General features: G+C 71.1%; 19 protein-coding genes. 10 read left to right on the top strand and 9 right to left on the bottom strand.

All coding sequences use genetic code 11. The features are described from left to right. Nucleotides 1-5: 5 nt before the first annotated feature. Entirely contained in the window at nucleotides 6-461 is a 456-nt protein-coding gene (locus ACFOX0_RS24690) for a DUF2550 domain-containing protein (RefSeq protein WP_377550154.1), read from the top strand. A gap of 112 nt (nucleotides 462-573) precedes the next feature. Here ACFOX0_RS24690 and ACFOX0_RS24685 read toward each other — a convergent pair whose 3' ends face one another. After that, nucleotides 574-1,146: a cob(I)yrinic acid a,c-diamide adenosyltransferase gene (locus ACFOX0_RS24685; protein WP_377550152.1), complete on the bottom strand. Its 573-nt coding sequence runs from the start codon at nucleotides 1,144-1,146 to the stop codon at nucleotides 574-576. On the opposite strand from ACFOX0_RS24685, the gene murA reads away from it, so the two are divergent. Both murA and ACFOX0_RS24675 read left to right on the top strand, forming a co-directional pair. Next, the gene (gene murA / locus ACFOX0_RS24680; protein ID WP_377550149.1) at nucleotides 1,145-2,716 is read left to right on the top strand and encodes a UDP-N-acetylglucosamine 1-carboxyvinyltransferase; all 1,572 of its coding nucleotides are present in this window, start codon (nucleotides 1,145-1,147) and stop codon (nucleotides 2,714-2,716) included. The genes ACFOX0_RS24685 and murA overlap by 2 nt on opposite strands. A 144-nt stretch (nucleotides 2,717-2,860) precedes the next feature. Further along, nucleotides 2,861-3,709: a 3-hydroxyacyl-CoA dehydrogenase family protein gene (locus ACFOX0_RS24675; protein WP_377550147.1), complete on the top strand. Its 849-nt coding sequence runs from the start codon at nucleotides 2,861-2,863 to the stop codon at nucleotides 3,707-3,709. Between the two features lie 49 nt (nucleotides 3,710-3,758). Here ACFOX0_RS24675 and ACFOX0_RS24670 read toward each other — a convergent pair whose 3' ends face one another. Both ACFOX0_RS24670 and ACFOX0_RS24665 read right to left on the bottom strand, forming a co-directional pair. After that, a complete protein-coding gene (locus ACFOX0_RS24670; protein ID WP_377550145.1) occupies nucleotides 3,759-4,613 on the bottom strand; it encodes an ABC transporter permease in 855 nt (284 codons plus the stop codon). Further along, a complete protein-coding gene (locus ACFOX0_RS24665; RefSeq protein ID WP_377550143.1) occupies nucleotides 4,610-5,473 on the bottom strand; it encodes an ABC transporter ATP-binding protein in 864 nt (287 codons plus the stop codon). The genes ACFOX0_RS24670 and ACFOX0_RS24665 overlap by 4 nt, the downstream gene beginning before the upstream one ends. A gap of 65 nt (nucleotides 5,474-5,538) precedes the next feature. Here ACFOX0_RS24665 and ACFOX0_RS24660 point away from each other — a divergent pair, with 65 nt between their 5' ends. Further along, nucleotides 5,539-5,661, top strand: coding sequence for a hypothetical protein (locus ACFOX0_RS24660; protein ID WP_377550141.1), 123 nt, complete (start codon nucleotides 5,539-5,541; stop codon nucleotides 5,659-5,661). Here ACFOX0_RS24660 and ACFOX0_RS24655 read toward each other — a convergent pair. Both ACFOX0_RS24655 and ACFOX0_RS24650 read right to left on the bottom strand, forming a co-directional pair. Continuing rightward, nucleotides 5,646-5,939, bottom strand: a complete 294-nt coding sequence (locus ACFOX0_RS24655; RefSeq protein ID WP_377550139.1) for a DUF1540 domain-containing protein — start codon at nucleotides 5,937-5,939, stop codon at nucleotides 5,646-5,648. The two genes, ACFOX0_RS24660 and ACFOX0_RS24655, sit on opposite strands and share 16 nt — an antisense overlap. 216 nt (nucleotides 5,940-6,155) lie before the next feature. Continuing rightward, nucleotides 6,156-6,773, bottom strand: a complete 618-nt coding sequence (locus tag ACFOX0_RS24650; RefSeq protein ID WP_377550137.1) for a DUF4126 domain-containing protein — start codon at nucleotides 6,771-6,773, stop codon at nucleotides 6,156-6,158. A gap of 73 nt (nucleotides 6,774-6,846) precedes the next feature. Between ACFOX0_RS24650 and nucS the strand changes: the two genes are divergently transcribed. The 3 genes from nucS (at nucleotide 6,847) to ACFOX0_RS24635 (ending at nucleotide 8,634) form a co-directional block, all read left to right on the top strand. Then, nucleotides 6,847-7,506 carry an endonuclease NucS gene (gene nucS / locus ACFOX0_RS24645; protein WP_377550135.1) on the top strand — a complete coding sequence of 220 codons (660 nt, stop codon included), beginning with the start codon at nucleotides 6,847-6,849 and terminating at the stop codon, nucleotides 7,504-7,506. 184 nt (nucleotides 7,507-7,690) lie between these two features. Then, entirely contained in the window at nucleotides 7,691-8,455 is a 765-nt protein-coding gene (locus tag ACFOX0_RS24640) for a Scr1 family TA system antitoxin-like transcriptional regulator (protein ID WP_377550133.1), read from the top strand. Beyond that, nucleotides 8,446-8,634: a DUF397 domain-containing protein gene (locus ACFOX0_RS24635; RefSeq protein ID WP_377550131.1), complete on the top strand. Its 189-nt coding sequence runs from the start codon at nucleotides 8,446-8,448 to the stop codon at nucleotides 8,632-8,634. Before ACFOX0_RS24640 ends, ACFOX0_RS24635 begins: the two co-directional genes overlap by 10 nt. A gap of 54 nt (nucleotides 8,635-8,688) precedes the next feature. Here ACFOX0_RS24635 and ACFOX0_RS24630 read toward each other — a convergent pair whose 3' ends face one another. Both ACFOX0_RS24630 and ACFOX0_RS24625 read right to left on the bottom strand, forming a co-directional pair. Further along, nucleotides 8,689-8,829 (bottom strand): prolyl oligopeptidase family serine peptidase, encoded by a 141-nt coding sequence (locus ACFOX0_RS24630; RefSeq protein ID WP_377550129.1) that lies wholly within the window; start codon nucleotides 8,827-8,829, stop codon nucleotides 8,689-8,691. Continuing rightward, a complete protein-coding gene (locus ACFOX0_RS24625) occupies nucleotides 8,826-10,091 on the bottom strand; it encodes a S9 family peptidase (protein WP_377550127.1) in 1,266 nt (421 codons plus the stop codon). The genes ACFOX0_RS24630 and ACFOX0_RS24625 overlap by 4 nt, the downstream gene beginning before the upstream one ends. A 145-nt stretch (nucleotides 10,092-10,236) precedes the next feature. Here ACFOX0_RS24625 and ACFOX0_RS24620 point away from each other — a divergent pair, with 145 nt between their 5' ends. Next, a complete protein-coding gene (locus ACFOX0_RS24620) occupies nucleotides 10,237-11,076 on the top strand; it encodes an alpha/beta hydrolase (protein WP_377550125.1) in 840 nt (279 codons plus the stop codon). 4 nt (nucleotides 11,077-11,080) lie between these two features. Here the strand turns inward: ACFOX0_RS24620 and ACFOX0_RS24615 are convergent, their stop codons facing one another. Continuing rightward, nucleotides 11,081-11,800, bottom strand: coding sequence for a class I SAM-dependent methyltransferase (locus ACFOX0_RS24615; RefSeq protein ID WP_377550123.1), 720 nt, complete (start codon nucleotides 11,798-11,800; stop codon nucleotides 11,081-11,083). 79 nt (nucleotides 11,801-11,879) lie between these two features. Next, complete coding sequence (locus ACFOX0_RS24610; RefSeq protein WP_377550121.1) at nucleotides 11,880-13,379, bottom strand: aldehyde dehydrogenase family protein; 1,500 nt, start codon at nucleotides 13,377-13,379, stop codon at nucleotides 11,880-11,882. A 284-nt stretch (nucleotides 13,380-13,663) separates the two neighbouring features. Here ACFOX0_RS24610 and ACFOX0_RS24605 point away from each other — a divergent pair, with 284 nt between their 5' ends. Next, the gene (locus ACFOX0_RS24605; RefSeq protein ID WP_377550119.1) at nucleotides 13,664-14,227 is read left to right on the top strand and encodes an FHA domain-containing protein; all 564 of its coding nucleotides are present in this window, start codon (nucleotides 13,664-13,666) and stop codon (nucleotides 14,225-14,227) included. A gap of 70 nt (nucleotides 14,228-14,297) precedes the next feature. Beyond that, nucleotides 14,298-15,362, top strand: coding sequence for an alpha/beta fold hydrolase (locus ACFOX0_RS24600; protein WP_377550117.1), 1,065 nt, complete (start codon nucleotides 14,298-14,300; stop codon nucleotides 15,360-15,362). Nucleotides 15,363-15,427: the final 65 nt, after the last annotated feature.

Below are 15,427 nucleotides of genomic sequence, written 5' to 3'. Positions count from 1 at the left end.
CGGCCATGGAGGTTCTGGAAGGGGCAGGGTTAGGGATCCTCTTCCTGGTCGTCGTGACCGTGGCGCTGTTCGTCCGGCGGGCGCTGTTCAGCCGCCGCGGCGGCATCATCCGGCTCAGCGTACGGGTGACCACCCTGCTCGACGGGCGTGGCTGGTCGCCCGGCTTCGGCCGGTTCCGCGACGACGAACTGCGCTGGTACCGGATGTTCAGCCTGGCCCTGCGCCCCAAGCGGGTGCTGTCCCGTCAGGGCCTGGTGGTGGAACGGCGGCGACTGCCCGAGGGGCAGGAACGGCTCTCCATGCCGGCCGACTGGATCATTCTCCGCTGTACCAGCTATCAGGCACCGGTCGAGATCGCCATGGCGCGCTCCACCGTCACCGGATTCTCCTCCTGGCTCGAGGCCGCCCCACCCGGGGCGGCCTCGCCGCGCTTGGCCTCCCAGGACTGGCCCGCGGCCTGACCGGCTCGCGGCCCTCCGCCCAGCCGCCGACCGGGCCGGGCCAGTAACCGGGCCGGCCAGTAACCGGGCCGGGCCAGGTTCCGCCCCGGCCAGGTCGGGTAACCGGTCCCGGTCAGCGGTTGCCGCCGGGGACCCAGAGCACGTCCCCGTCCGGGTTGGCGGTTCTTGCCAGGATGAAAAGTAAATCGGATAGCCGATTGAGATACTTTGCCGGAAGTGGGCCGGTTCGTTCGGGTTCGACGGCGATCAGCGCCCAAGCCGAGCGCTCCGCCCGCCGCGCGACCGTACGGGCCGCGTGCAGCAGGGCCGCCCCCGGGGTTCCCCCCGGCAGGATGAAGGAGTCGAGGTTGGCCAGCCGTGCGTTGAACTCGTCGCACCAGCCTTCGAGGCGGTTCACGTACTCCTCGGTGACCCGCAGCGGCGGGTACGCCGGGTCCGGCTCGACCGGGTTCGCCAGGTCGGCACCCACGTCGAAGAGGTCGTTCTGGACGCTGCTCAGGACGGGTCGCAGTTCGTCGGGCAACTGGCCGAGCGCCAGGGCGACCCCGATCGCCGCGTTGCACTCGTCGACGTCGGCGTACGCGGTGATCCGGGGGTCCGTCTTCGGGACCTGTTCGTTGTTGCTCAGCCTGGTCGTGCCGGCATCGCCGGCTCTGGTGTAGATGCGGGTGAGGTGGACGGCCATGACGCACAGCGTACGGACGACCGGTGCCCGAGTCGCGGAGCGGTGGCCGACCACGGCCGGCGCGCCGGCCGGGTCGGCCGACCCTACGCTGGCCGACGTGGATGTGATCAGAGTGAGCGGCGGGGCCCGGCTGGCCGGTGAGGTGCACGTGGTCGGCGCCAAGAACTCGGCGCTGAAGTTGATGGCAGCGGCCCTGCTCGCCCCCGGCCGCAGCGTGATCACCAACGTTCCCCGGATCACCGACATCGCGATCATGGGTGAGGTGCTGCGCAGGCTGGGTTGCGAGGTCACCTTCTGCGACGACGAGTCCTCGGCGGTGGACCCGGTCAGCATGCCGGTCGACGGGCTGGGCCTGCCGGTCCGGGTGCCGGACCCGGGTGCCGCCGACATCGCGGTCGCCCCGGCCGCCGACGTCGCCGCCTCCGCCGTACGCGATATCGAGGCCGGTGTGGCCGGTGACCTCGCCGCCGCCGCGCCCACCCCGCCCCGGTCCCGCTCGGTGATCATCGACGTGCCGGCGGCGCCCGGCACCGAGGCGGACTCCGACCTGGTCCGTCGGCTGCGCGCGTCGATCTGCATCCTCGGTCCGCTGCTGGCCCGGCGCGGCCACGTCCGGGTGGCCCAGCCCGGCGGCGACGCGATCGGGTCGCGCGGCCTGGACATGCACATCTCCGGCCTGGCCCGGATGGGCGCGGAGATTTCCGGTGAGCACGGCTGCGTGGTCGCCTCGGCGCCGCGGGGACTGCGCGGCGCCGACATCGCGCTGGACTTCCCGAGCGTCGGCGCCACCGAGAACCTGGTGATGGCGGCGGTGCTGGCGCACGGGGTGACCGAGATCGACAACGCCGCCCGGGAACCGGAGATCGTGGACATCTGCACGATGCTGTCGGCCATGGGCGCCCGGATCGACGGCGTCGGCACGTCGACGCTGCGGATCGAGGGCGTGCCCGAGCTGCGGCCGGTGCGGCACGCCACGGTGGGGGACCGGATCGTCGCCGGCACCTGGGCGTTCGCCGCGGCGATGACCCGGGGCGACGTCACGGTGACCGGGGTCGACCCGGCGTTCCTGGAGATCGCCCTGGACAAGGTCGTCTCGGCCGGCGGCCTGGTGGAGACCCAGGCGGACACCTTCCGGGTGCAGATGGACCGCCGGCCCAGCGCGGTCGACGTGGTGACCCTGCCGTTCCCGGGCTTCGCCACCGACCTGCTGCCGATGGCCATCGGCCTCGCCTCGGTCAGCGAGGGGGCCTCCATGATCACCGAGAACATCTTCGACGGGCGGTTCATGTTCGTCAGCGAGCTGACCCGGCTGGGCGCCGAGATCAAGACCGACGGTCACCACGCCGTGGTCCGCGGCCGGGAGCGGTTGACCGGCGCCACCGTCGAGGCGACCGACATCCGGGCCGGTGCCGGCCTGGTGATCGCCGGGCTCTGCGCCGAGGGGATCACCGAGGTCTCCCAGGTGCACCACATCGACCGCGGGTACCCGGACTTCGTGGCCGACCTGCGGGCCCTGGGCGTCCACGTCGAGCGGGCGCTCGCCCCCGAGGAACCCGCCTTCGCCATCTGAGCCGCCCCGCCGCCGGACGCCCGCCGGCACCGTTGGGCGCCCGCCGGCACCGTTGGGCGCCCGCCGGCACCGCCTGACCGGTCGTTCAGGGCGGCCGGTTAGGGTGCTGGCAGAGCTGGCGGTTCCAAGGCGAGGGAGAAGCAGATGGCGGGTCGTCTCGCGGTGATCGGCGCGGGTCTGATGGGTTCGGGCATCGCCCAGGTGGCGGCCCAGGCGGGTTGGCAGGTGACCCTGCGCGACCTGGACGACGCGGCCACCCGGCGGGGCCTGGACGGGATCCGGACGTCGCTGTCGAAGTTCGCCGCCAAGGGCAAGCTGGACCCGGCGGACGTGGACGCCACCCTGGCCCGGATCACTCCGACCACCGAGCTGGAGGCCGCGGCCGACGCCGACATCGTGGTCGAGGCGGTGTTCGAGCGGCTCGACGTGAAGCACGAGGTGTTCCGCGCGCTGGACAAGATCTGCGCCCCGGGAGCCGTGCTGGCCACCAACACGTCGGCGATCCCGGTCACCCAGATCGCCGCGGTGACCGGGCGACCCGAATCGGTGGTCGGCACCCACTTCTTCTCGCCGGTGCCGATGATGAAGCTGTGCGAGCTGGTCCGGGGGTACAAGACCAGCGACGAGACGCTGGCCACCGTACGGGCCTTCGCCGAGGAGATCGGCAAGACCGTGGTGGTGGTCAACCGGGACATCGCCGGTTTCGTCACCACCCGGCTGATCGCCGCGCTGGTGGTCGAGGCGGTCAAGCTGGTCGAGTCCGGCGTGGTCTCGGCGGAGGACCTGGACACCGCCTGCAAGCTGGGCTTCGGGCACGCCATGGGACCGCTGGCCACCACCGACCTGACCGGCGCCGACGTGCTGCTGCACGCCGCGAAGAACATCTACACCGACACCGGCGACGAGAAGTTCTTCCCGCCGGAACTGCTCCAGCGCATGGTCACCGCGGGTGACCTGGGTCGCAAGACCGGCCAGGGCTTCTACTCGTACTGACCGGGGCACGCGAGGAGCAGGGCCCCGGCCGGTGCCCTGCTCCTCGCCGTCAGCCGTCGCGCTTGGTGGTCCACCGGAACGTGGTCAGGCACAACACCAGGCCGATGACGCACCACAGGCCCAGCACCAGGGCCACCTTGCCGAGCTCGAACGACCCGCCCGGTTCCTGCGCCCCGAACGACGCGGGCAGGAACACCGACCGCAGGCCCTGGCACATCCACTTCAGCGGGAAGATCGCCGCCAGCTGCTGCATCCAGCTGGGCAGGCTGGTGAAGACGAAGAACACCCCGGAGACGAACTGCAGCACCAGCGCCACCGGGGTGACCGTGGCCGGGGCGCCCCGACCCGTGCGGGCCAGCGACGAGAAGGCGATGCCGCACAGCGTGCAGGCGGTGATGCCGAGCGCGCCGACCCAGCCGAAGGTGAGCCACTTGCCGGCGGTGTCCGGAAGCTTCAGGTCGAACAGCAGAGCGGCCACGACCAGCAGCAGGGCCGTCTCGGCCACCCCGATCACCGCGACCATGACCACCTTGCCGGCGAAGTAGACCCACTTCGGCATCGGCGTACCGCGCAGCCGCTTGAGCACGCCGCGGTCCCGTTCGATCGGGATCTGGATGGCCAGGCTCTGGAAGCCCACGGTGAGCAGGCCGGTGGCGATCATGCCGGTCACGAAGTACTGGGTGAACTTCACCCCGCCGCCGATGTCGCCCGTGAAGATCGAGGCGAAGATCAGGATCATCACCACCGGGAAGAGCATGGTGAAGACCACCGACTCCCGGCTGCGCAGGAACTGCCGGATCTCCAGCCGGCCCTGGCGCAGGCCGAGCGCCACCGGCCCGACCCGCCGCCGTACCGGCGTGGTCGTGGCCCCGGGCGGGGCCGACGTCACAACTCGCTCGCTCATCGGTGTCCGATCATCCGCAGGTAGACGTCTTCCAGGGTGGGGCGGGTGACGGTCAGGCCCGGCACCTCGCCGTCACCGCCGGTCGACCGGGCCCGCGCGGCCAGCTCGGCCACCAGCGCCGCCGGCGTCGCGGTCCGCTCCTGCCGCGGCGTTCCCTCCGGGGTACGCCAGGAGACCGTCGCCAGGGCGTTCTCCCGGTCGCCCAGCCGGGCCGGCGTGTCCACCTCGATCAACCGACCGCCGGCGATCACGCCCACCCGGTCGGCCAGCGCCTCGGCCTCGTCGAGATAGTGCGTGGTCAGCACGATGGTGGTGCCGGCGGCGGCCAGGTCCCGGATCAGCTCCCAGAACTCGCGGCGCGCCTCCGGGTCGAAGCCGGTGGTCGGCTCGTCCAGGAACAGCAGTTCCGGCCGCCCGATGATGCCCAGGGCGACGTCCAGCCGGCGCTTCTGCCCGCCGGAGAGGGTGTGCGTCCGGGCCCTGGTCTTTCCGGCCAGCCCGACCCGGGCGATCACCTCCGTCGGGTCGTCCGCCGCCGGGTAGAAGGCGGCGAAGTGGTGGACCACCTCGGCGACGGTCAGCTCGTCGAACTCGCCGGTGCCCTGCAGCACGATGCCCACCCGGGCGCGCCAGCCGGCGCTCGGGTGGGCCGGGTCCTCGCCGAGCACCCGTACCTCGCCCGCGTCGGCGTGCCGGTAGCCCTCCAGGATCTCGACCGTGGTGGTCTTGCCGGCGCCGTTCGGACCGAGCAGGGCGAACACCTCGCCCCGGCGGACGTCCAGATCGAGACCGCCGACCGCGACGGTGTCGCCGTACGCCTTGCGCAACCCCCGGACGGAGATCGCGAGTTGGTCATCCATGCCGTCAACTATGCGACCCGCCCTCGGGGCGCCGGTCGCGGGGGTGTGCGGGCCCACATCCCGCTGTGCGCTTTGTCACCGAATGGCGGGCCGACGTGGTCCGGGTCTCCACCCCCAAGGACTTCACCCGCACCGGCATCGTCGACGACCTGGTCACGGTCATCCGGGAGGCTCAGCGCGGGCGGTAGGTGAGGCAGTCGGCGGCGTCGACGTCCGGCCCGATGGTGATGGTGGGGGCGTGGCAGAAGAGCGCGTCGTTGTGCTGGCAGTCGGCCCGCTTGCAGGCACCGACCTGGGCCACCATCCCGCCGTCGCCGACCTTGGTCGGCTGCTCCACGAACGTCTCGCAGTGCGCCCGCGCACTGCTGCCGACCGTGATCGCGAACGCGTGACACCCGTCGTGGTTGTACGAGCAGGACGGGACGCCGCAGGCGCGGACCTGCGGCATCTGGGTCTCCCCGGCCATCGCGCGGCCCCCTTCACGTCGACGCGGACGGTCGGGTGGACGGTAGCAACGCCGACGGCGGGCCCGAGCCGATTCGCGGCCGGCCGCCCCGATCGGCGTACCCGGTCCGACCCGGTCGTGGCCCTGCGTCGCGCGGCGCCGGGGCCCGGACGGCGGGCGGCCCGTCGCCGGTCGGGGGAGCGACCGGCGACGGGCCGGGTCTGCGGCCGGCCCGGGTCAGACCCGGAAGCCGGCGGCGCGGGCGGCCTGACGCTCCCGCCGGCGGTCCTTGCGGCGGCGCACGAACCAGAAGGTGAACCACACCATCCCGAGCAGGAACGCCAGGACCAGGACCGGCAGCAGGATCGCCACCAGCGACATCAGCACGCTGGTGACGTCCTCGACGGTGCTGGCCACCGGCGCGCCGATCCCGGCGGTGGTCGCGTTGATCACCGGTCGGGCGGCGGCCTTGACCCCGTGTACGCCGAAGGCCAGCACGATGCCGGCCACCACGGGCACCCACTGGTGCGAGGTGAAGAACTGACCCGGGTCGCTGACCGTCACCGTGTCCGAACCGGATCCGGCGCCGAAGGCGAGCCCACCGGCGGTGGGCCGGACCACGGTCTGCACCATGTCGTTGACGTGGTCGACCACCGGCACCTTGTCGGCGACCACCTCGACCACCAGCAGCACCGCCAGGATGAGCAGCACCCAACCGTTGGACAACCACTGCGAGCCGGCGGGCAGGTGGAGCAGGTCGGTGTAGCGGCCCAGCAGGCCCATAACGAGCAGGGGTATGTAGGCGTTGAGCCCCGCCGATGCGGCGAGCCCGGTTCCGGTGAGTACTTCAAGCACGGTTCCCAATATCGCACCGGCGCGCCACCCGCGCCCGACTCGCGCCGACCGACGGCTCGGCTACCCTCGTCGGGTGCGGTTGGTGATAGCGCGATGCTCGGTGGACTACGTCGGACGACTCTCGGCGCACCTGCCGCCGGCGACCCGGTTGCTGATGGTGAAGGCCGACGGCTCGGTCTCCATCCACGCCGACGACCGGGCCTACAAGCCGCTGAACTGGATGAGCCCGCCGTGCCGGCTGCACGAGGCGCCCGGCGTGTGGAAGGTCGTCAACAAGGCCGGTGAGGAACTGCGGATCACCCTGGAGGAGATCTTCCAGGACATCTCGTACGACCTCGGGGTCGATCCCGGCCTGCGCAAGGACGGCGTCGAGGCGCACCTGCAGGAGTTGCTGGCCGCCAACCCGGCCACCTTCGGTGACGGCTTCACGCTGGTCCGCCGGGAGTACATGACCGCGATCGGACCGGTCGACCTGCTCTGCCGGGACGGCGCCGCGGCCACGGTCGCGGTGGAGGTCAAGCGGCGCGGCGAGATCGACGGCGTCGAGCAGCTCACCCGCTACCTGGAGTTGCTCAACCGGGATCCGCTGCTGGCCCCGGTGACCGGCATCTTCGCCGCCCAGGAGATCAAGCCGCAGGCCCGGGTGCTGGCCACCGACCGGGGCATCCGCTGCGTGGTGGTCGACTACGACCGGCTGCGCGGCATCGAACGCGACGAACTCACCCTGTTCTGACCCGACCCACTCAACGGCGCGGGCTGCGGCGAGCCGATCGGTTGACCGGACACTTCGGGGTCACTGCCAGGGCACACAGGGTAATTTCGCCTGCTGACAATCTATGGGCACAGCGCAGACATGCCTGCCCTGCCTCGGTACGTTCATAGGGACGTTTCCAGTCCACATCGGAGCGAGGCGAAGAATGAACGACACTCTGCGCGTAGCAATGTCGAATGCAGGCGAAACCTGCGAATCGTTGGCTGAGAAGATCCGGGTTGATCCGAAGACGGTCGCCCGATGGCTGAGCCCGGGACGCGTGCCGCACCCTCGGCATCGCAAGATGGCTGCCGACATCCTGCGCCAGGACGTTCAGAAGCTGTGGCCCAACCGCCGCCGGGAGATGCTCTGGTTCCGGCCATGGCGGGACGTGGAACGAGAGGCCATCTCGCTCCGCTCGTACGAACCGCTGGTGATCCCCGGCCTGCTGCAGACCCCGGCGTACGCCAGGGCGGTGCTCGCCGGCGCCGGGCTGATCGGCCCGGAGGACGTTGACGGACATGTGATCAGCCGGATCGAGCGGCAGGTCATCCTGGAGCGCACTACGCCACCGGTGCTCACCGCCGTGCTCGACGAAGGCGCATTGCGTCGAGGGGTTGGCAGCCCGGATGTGATGCGGGAGCAACTGCTGCACCTGGTCGACGTGGCCGCCGAGCGCCCGCACGTGCGGGTGCACATCGTGCCGTTCTCGGCAGGGGTCTACGCCGGGATCAACGGACCGTTTGTCCTGGCTGACCTGGCGGGACCGCGGGTCGTGGCCCACTTGGACAATCAACTGTCGGGTCAGACAGTCAGCGATGCGGCAGATGTCGCGCGACTGGTCTCGTCGTGGGAGTCTTGTCGCAGCGAGGCACTGCCGCACCGGCAGTCCATCGAGTTGATCAGGGAGTTCGCGGGGACATGGAACTGACCGGAGCCATGTGGCGCAAGAGCACCAGGAGCAGCGGGAACGGCGGCAACTGCGTGGAGATCGCCGACAACCTGCCCGGTCTGGTCGCGGTCCGGGACAGCAAAGACCCGGCCGGACCGACGCTGGTGTTCGGGCCGCGAGTGTGGCGAGCCTTTGTTGCCCAAGTAACGGAACGGTGATCCGATCCCGGTGAATCACCCGGGTTGGTGCGAGGTCCAACCGTCGGCTGGCCGTCAGTCGCCGAGGTGTTCGATCAGGAATTCGCCGGCGTCCGAGAGTGACTTGGCCTGGTTGTCGCGACGGAGGAGGCCGTGGCCTTCGTTGTGGAAGATTTCGTACCGCACCTGCACGCCGCGAGACCGCAGCCGGTTCACGATCTGATCGCTTTCGTGCTGGGGCACCCGAGGAAGACGCCGATCCCCTGTGCGAGTAGGTGCTGGTAGAAGCCGTCGTACATGTAGACCGGTCGCTCCTGCCAGGCCGGACCACCGTGAACCGTGATGAGGATTCCGGCCGGCTCCCGCCGCTTCGGGCGGTAGAGGTATCCGGGGATCTGACGGCCGTCCCTGCCCGGATAGCGGATCAGCGTCGGCTCGACGAAGGTGGTGGGGTCGGCCGCGACCGGCCGGGCGTCACTGAGCCACCTGAGTTCCCCGGTCTCAAGTTCGATCAGGAGAATGTTCCACGGCCGGGTCGCCGTGGAGAGCCGCAGCACGACGAAGCGTCCGTCGGCCGAGACCGTGAGGCCGGTCGCTGCACCGCCAGGCAGTTGCGGCATGTGGATGTCCGCCCCGGTGGCGAGGTCGCGCGCCCGCAACTGGCAGAAGCCGTCTACGTTGACGTTCCACACCAGAACCCGCCCGGTGCCGGACAAGGCGACTTCCTCAACGTCCCATTCCGGGGTATCGAGCCAGGTCAGGGCGCCGGTGTCCGCGTCCATCACCGCTAGACCGGTAAACTCCCGGTCGACGTTCGACATGACCAGGAACCCGCTGCCATCCGGTAGCCACGGGCCCAGCCAATAGGTCGCCACACCGTTTCGCGGGGTCAGCAGACGTGGCTCGGTGCCGTCGAGGGATGCGACGTATACGAGATGATCACTGTTGGTCGTCCGCCACTCGGCGACGGTGATCCTCGTACCGTCGGGAGACCAGTGGCCGGGGTACGCCCTGCCGCCGCCGGCGTACACACGGTGTGTCTCACCGGCCGACAGGTCGTATATCAGTACATCCTGATCGGCCGGAGTCCGATCGTTTCCGCAATATGCGATGAACCGGCCGTCGGGAGAGAACGGATCGCCTTCGGCTGCCGAGAACTGCACGTCCGGTGTGTCGGTCAGTCGCACCGGGGTTCCGCCGCTGGCGGCGATCCGGTGCAGTTGTGTGTTCTCGTCCCCGTTGTCATCGGCGAGGAACAACAGCCATTCGCCGCTGGGGTGCCAGGCGACCCGACGGACTGCGGAATTGCTGCCGGCGGTCAACCGATGCGCGCTGCCATCGGACAACGATTGCGTGACTAGGGTGAACTGGCCGCTTCCGTCGCCGTCGTCGACGTAGGCGATCCGGTCACCGTCGGGGGCGATGACCAGTGTCGGCAGGAATCTCAGGCCTGGCTGGAAGTCGCGGTATCCGGTCATGTAGGGATTCTAGGCAATCGATGCCTGCGGCCTTCGGTTGATGGGAGCCAGGTTAGCGGTTAGGTGGATGGGTAAGCGCGCGGCACGGAAGGGCAGGCAGCACGTCAGACTCTTTCGGATTTCGGTGGTCGAGGGAGGAACGGGGATGGACAGGACTCCGGTGAGTCGGACCTCGGCCGACACCATCGTGCTGATCCACGGCCTGTGGCTGAGTTCGCGCAGCTGGGAGCGCTGGATCGACCACTACCAGGCGGCCGGGTTCCGGGTGCTGGCGCCGGCCTGGCCGGGGATGGACCGGTCGGTCGAGGAACTGCGGGCCGACCCGGCGCCGATCGCCGCGCTGACCGTGCGGAAGATCGTCGACCACTACGACCGGATCGTCCGGGAGCTGCCCAGGCCGCCGATCATCATGGGCCACTCGTTCGGCGGGTCGATCACCCAGGTGCTGATCGACCGGGGACTCGGCGCGGCCGGGGTGGCGATCGACTCCGCCCCGGTGAAGGGCGTGGTGCGGGTGGCGCCGGCCGAACTGCGGTCGGTGTTCCCGGTGCTGCGCAATCCGGCGAACCGCCACCGGGCGGTGCCGCTGACCTTCCGGCAGTTCCACTACGCGTTCACCAACACTCTCGACGAGGGGCAGGCGCGCCCGCTCTACGAGCGGTACCACGTGCCGGCCGCCGGGCACGTCCTCTTCGAGGGTGTGCTGGCGAACCTGGACCCGCACAGCGCGCTGGACGTCAGCTTCGGCAACAACCACCGGCCGCCGTTGCTGCTCACCGCCGGCACCGCCGACCACGTGGTGCCGTTCTCGGTGACCCGGTCCAACGCCCTGCACCACCGCAGGTCGAGCGCATTGACCGGTTTCCGGCAGTTCCCCGGCCGCAGCCACTTCCTGGTCGGCGAGCAGGGCTGGGCGGAGATCGCCGACTACGCCCTGGAGTGGGCGATCGAGGCCACCTCGCCGCACCTCACGCTCAGCGGGTGACCGGTCACCAGTGCGAGGTCGCCGGCCGGCGGGCCGGGACCGGTGCGCCGGCCGGTCGCGGGGCCGGCACCCCGCCGCGGACGGCGATCAGTGACTTCGGCAGGCCGGCCAGCCGTTCGACCCGGATGGCCGAGCGCGGGAAGTAGTCCCGCATCTGCGTGAGGCCGAGCAACTCGGTCCACCGCACCGCGCCGGCCGGGTCCGCCCGGTCCGGCTGGCTGAGGGCGGCCGGTGGCCAGTGCCGGGCCACCGCGATCCGGGCCGGCAACGGCAGGAACTGCAGCCCCGGGGCCGCCCAGTGCGGTTCGATCGGGAAGTACCGGTACGGCGTCTGGATCCAGTGCGCGCGAGCCAGCGCGTGGACGTTCTCGGCGAACCGCAGCCGTCGTTCGTGGCCGCCGAGGTGCTCGATGACGGAGTCGGAGAAGACCAGGTCGTACCGGCGGACAGCGATGTGGGCGGGCAGCTCGCAGACGTCAGCCTGCTCCACCTCGGCCCAGTCGGGCACCTCGGCCGGCGCCGGTTCGAGGGTGATCACGTGGACGTGCCGGGGGCGTACCGGGGCGCGTCGCCAGTCGTCCAGCCGGCCGCCGAGGTCGACCACCGACATCTCGGCCAGGTCCGGGAACGCCTGGCGGAGCCAGCGGGCTCGCCGCGCGCGCCGCCGGGCTCCCCAGGAGTTCACCTCGTCCACCAGCAGGAATCGCAGCGCGCGCAGGTTCATCTGACCGAGGGTAATGAAGGGTTATGTCCGTCGGTATGCCGATTTGGCGGACATGTGAGGCCGGACGGTCAGGCCCGCCTCACCGTCCGTACATTTTTTTAACGATCTTGGCGATCCGCGTCACCTGCTCCGGCGTGCGCTCGAACGTCATGGCGGGCAGCAGCGACGGGCCGCGCCGTCGGGTGACCGCCTTCGCCCGGCCGAACTCGCGCAGGCCGTCGTCGCCGTGGATCCGGCCGAAGCCGGAGTCGCCGACCCCGCCGAACGGCAGGGTGGACATCCCGACGAAGGTGAGCGTCGAGTTGATCGCCGCCATCCCGGAGCGCAGCCGGCGGGCGACGGCCACCGCCCGCCGCCTGCCGAAGACCGAACCGCCCAACCCGTACGGCACCGCGTTGGCCAGCGCGACCGCCTCGTCGGCGTCCCGCACCCGGCGTACGGTCAGGGTCGGTCCGAAGGTCTCCTCGCGGACCGCGGCGGCGTCCTCCGGCACGTCGACCAGGATCGTCGGCCGGACGAACGGCGGTTGCACCGCGTCCGGTCCGCCCAGCACGGCCCGCCCGCCGGCGGCGACGGCGTCGGTGATGTGCCGCCGGATCACCGCTATCTGGGCCGGCATGGTGATCGGCCCGATGTCGGCGCCGTCGCCGGCACCCACGGTGAGCCGACCCGCCTTCTCGACCAGCTTGCCGAGGAACGCGTCGTAGACCGGCTCCACCACGTAGGCCCGCTCGATCCCGATGCAGGTCTGCCCGGCGTTGGTCAGCGCGCCCCAGACGCAGGCCTGGGCGGCCGCGTCCAGGTCGGCGTCCTCGTCGACGATCATCGCGTCCTTGCCGCCCGCCTCCAGCAACACCGGCGTCAGCGACTCGGCGCAGGCGGCCATCACCTTCTTGGCGGTCGCGGTGGACCCGGTGAAGGCCACCTTGTTCACGCCGGACCGGCACAGTGCGGCGCCCACCTCGCCCAGCCCGTGCACGGCCGAGAAGACCGGCTGCTCCGGCACCACCTCGGCGAACGTGTCGACCAGCCACTGCCCGACCACCGGGGTGTACTCGCTCGGCTTGAGCACCACCGCGTTGCCGGCGGCCAGCGCGTAGGCGGCGGAGCTGACCGGGGTCAGCACCGGGTAGTTCCACGGGCCGATCACCCCGACCACCCCGTACGGCTGGTACTCCAGGTGCGCGGCGAACTCGGCGACGACCAGTCGGGACCGGACCCGGCGGTGACCGAGCACCCGACGGGCGTTACGGGCGGCCCAGTCGATGTGCTCGACGGCCGACGCGATCTCCACGATCGCGTCGGCCACCGGCTTGCCGCCCTCCAGGTGGGCCAGCTCGGCGAGTTCGGTCAGCCGGTTGGCCAGCACCGCCCGCCACCGCAGCAGCCGGGCCCTGCGGCCGGCGAAGCCGAGTCCGGCCCACCAGTCGGCGGCGACCCGGGCGCGGTCGACGGTGGCTCGCACGGCTGCCGGATCGGACACCCGCAACCGGCCGGCCTCGACCCCGGTGGCGGGATTGGTGGAGATCAACTCGCCGTTTTCAACCCGCGGAACGCCGGGCGTGTGCACAGCCGTCATGGCGGGAGTCTAGACCCGTGATTACCCGTCAGTAAGATCTCGCCGCACATCAATCGACATCCACCGATTGAATGGGTGGGTCGACCCGTTCGGTCGATGGGGACATCAGGCCGACAATCCCTGATCGGATGGCGGACAGCTAGCCATGTTTCGCCGAATCGGCCAAGGGGCGTCGGCCGACAGACCGGTCAACGCGAACCGTGGGGTCGTGGAGTTGATCGCCGACGTTTGTCACTCTGTGCGAGGGGATCGGGACGTCTAGTCGCGTTGGGGTGGGAGCAGCCATGTCGGAGGCACCGAACTTGTCGCCGTTGTTGAACGTGATCGGCGGCCCGTCACGGGGGACCGGTTTCCGGCTCTCCACCGGAACCAGCGTCATCGGCCGCGAGGAGGGGGTGGACATCCTGCTCGCGGACATCAAGGTGAGCCGGCAACACGCCACAGTGGAGCTGACCGGCGGCCGGACCGTGCTCACCGACCTGCGGTCGACGAACGGGACCTGGGTCAACGACGAGCGGATCAGCGGATCGCGGGAGCTGCGCGAGGGCGACCGGATCCGGCTCGGGCAGGTGCTGCTGCGGTTCCACGACCCGGCCTCCGCGCCCACCGACCCGATCGGCACGCCGGCGTTCGTCGTGCTCCAGCACGCCCGGGTACGCGGCGGGGACGCCCCGCCCGCGCGACCGGCCATCCCGGCGCAGCCGTCGACCGCGCTGTCCGCGCTGTCCGGGCCGACCTCGGCCGTCCGCACGTTCCGGGCCCGGCCGGCCCGCACCCTGCTGCTGGTGATCGGTGGCTGTGTCGCGCTGGCGAGCTGGGTGGCCTGGACGTACCAGTGGTTGCAGTGACCCGTCGGCCGGGGACATGTGTGGCGCGTACCCCTGGTGGTGCCGGTGGTGCCCTGGCAGGATCCCCCGGATGGAAACCGAGGAGATCACCCGCACGGTACGGGGAATCTCGCACCACGTACTGGTGGCCGGCCCGACGGACGGCGTCCCGGTGCTGCTGGTGCACGGCAACTGCTCGTCGGCGGCGTACTGGCAGCCGTTGATCCGTCAGTTGCCGGCCACCCTCCGGGTGGTCGCCCCCGACCTGCGCGGCTACGGGCGGACGCAGCCGGCACCGGTGGACGCCCGGCGCGGGCTGCGGGACTTCTCCGACGACCTGGCCGCCCTGCTCGACGAGCCGGCGCTGTTCGGCGGCCCGGCCGCCCGGCCGGTGGTGGTCGGGCACTCGCTGGGTGGCGGGGTGGCGATGTCGCTGCTGGTCGACCGGCCCGACCGGGTCGCCGGTCTGCTGCTGGAGTCCCCGGTGTCGCCGTACGGCTACGGCGGCACCCGGGACCTCGACGGCACGCCGACCACGCCCGACTTCGCCGGGACCGGCGCCGGCACGGCCAACGCGGACTTCGTCGAGCGGCTGGCCGCCGGGGACCGGTCCGCCGACGCGCCGACCAGCCCCCGTTCGGTGCTGCGGGCCAGTTACGTGGCCGATCCGGCCTCCCTCGGCGCCGACGAGGACCTGCTGCTGGAGACCGTGCTGTCCACAGTGGTCGGCCCGGACAACTACCCCGGCGACGCCGTCGACTCGCCGCACTGGCCGGGCGTGGCCGCCGGTGACCGGGGCGTGCTCAACGCGCTGGCGCCCCGGCACTTCCGGCTCGCCGACCAGTTGCCCGCCGTACCGGACAAACCGCCGGTCACCTGGGTACGCGGCGACGCCGACGTGATCGTCTCGGACACCGCGCTGATGGACCTGGCCTACCTGGGTTCGCTCGGGCTGGTGCCCGGTTGGCCGGGGGAGCGGGACTGCCCGCCGCAACCGATGGTCGGGCAGACCCGGGCGGTGCTGGAGCGGTACGCCGCGGCCGGCGGCAGCTACCGGGAGGTCGTCTACCCGGGCTGCGGACACAGCCCGCACATCGAGCGGACCGGCCGGTTCGTCGCCGACCTGCTGGCGCTGACCACGCTGGCCGGCGGGTGAGTTACCCCACGCCGTCTCGACACCGCATCGTCACATGGCAGACTCGCCCGCATAACCTTAGTGGC

Source organism: Micromonospora zhanjiangensis, from assembly GCF_042650605.1.
GTDB lineage: Bacteria > Actinomycetota > Actinomycetes > Mycobacteriales > Micromonosporaceae > Micromonospora_J > Micromonospora_J zhanjiangensis.
This window is presented reverse-complemented; position numbering and strand designations above follow the sequence as displayed.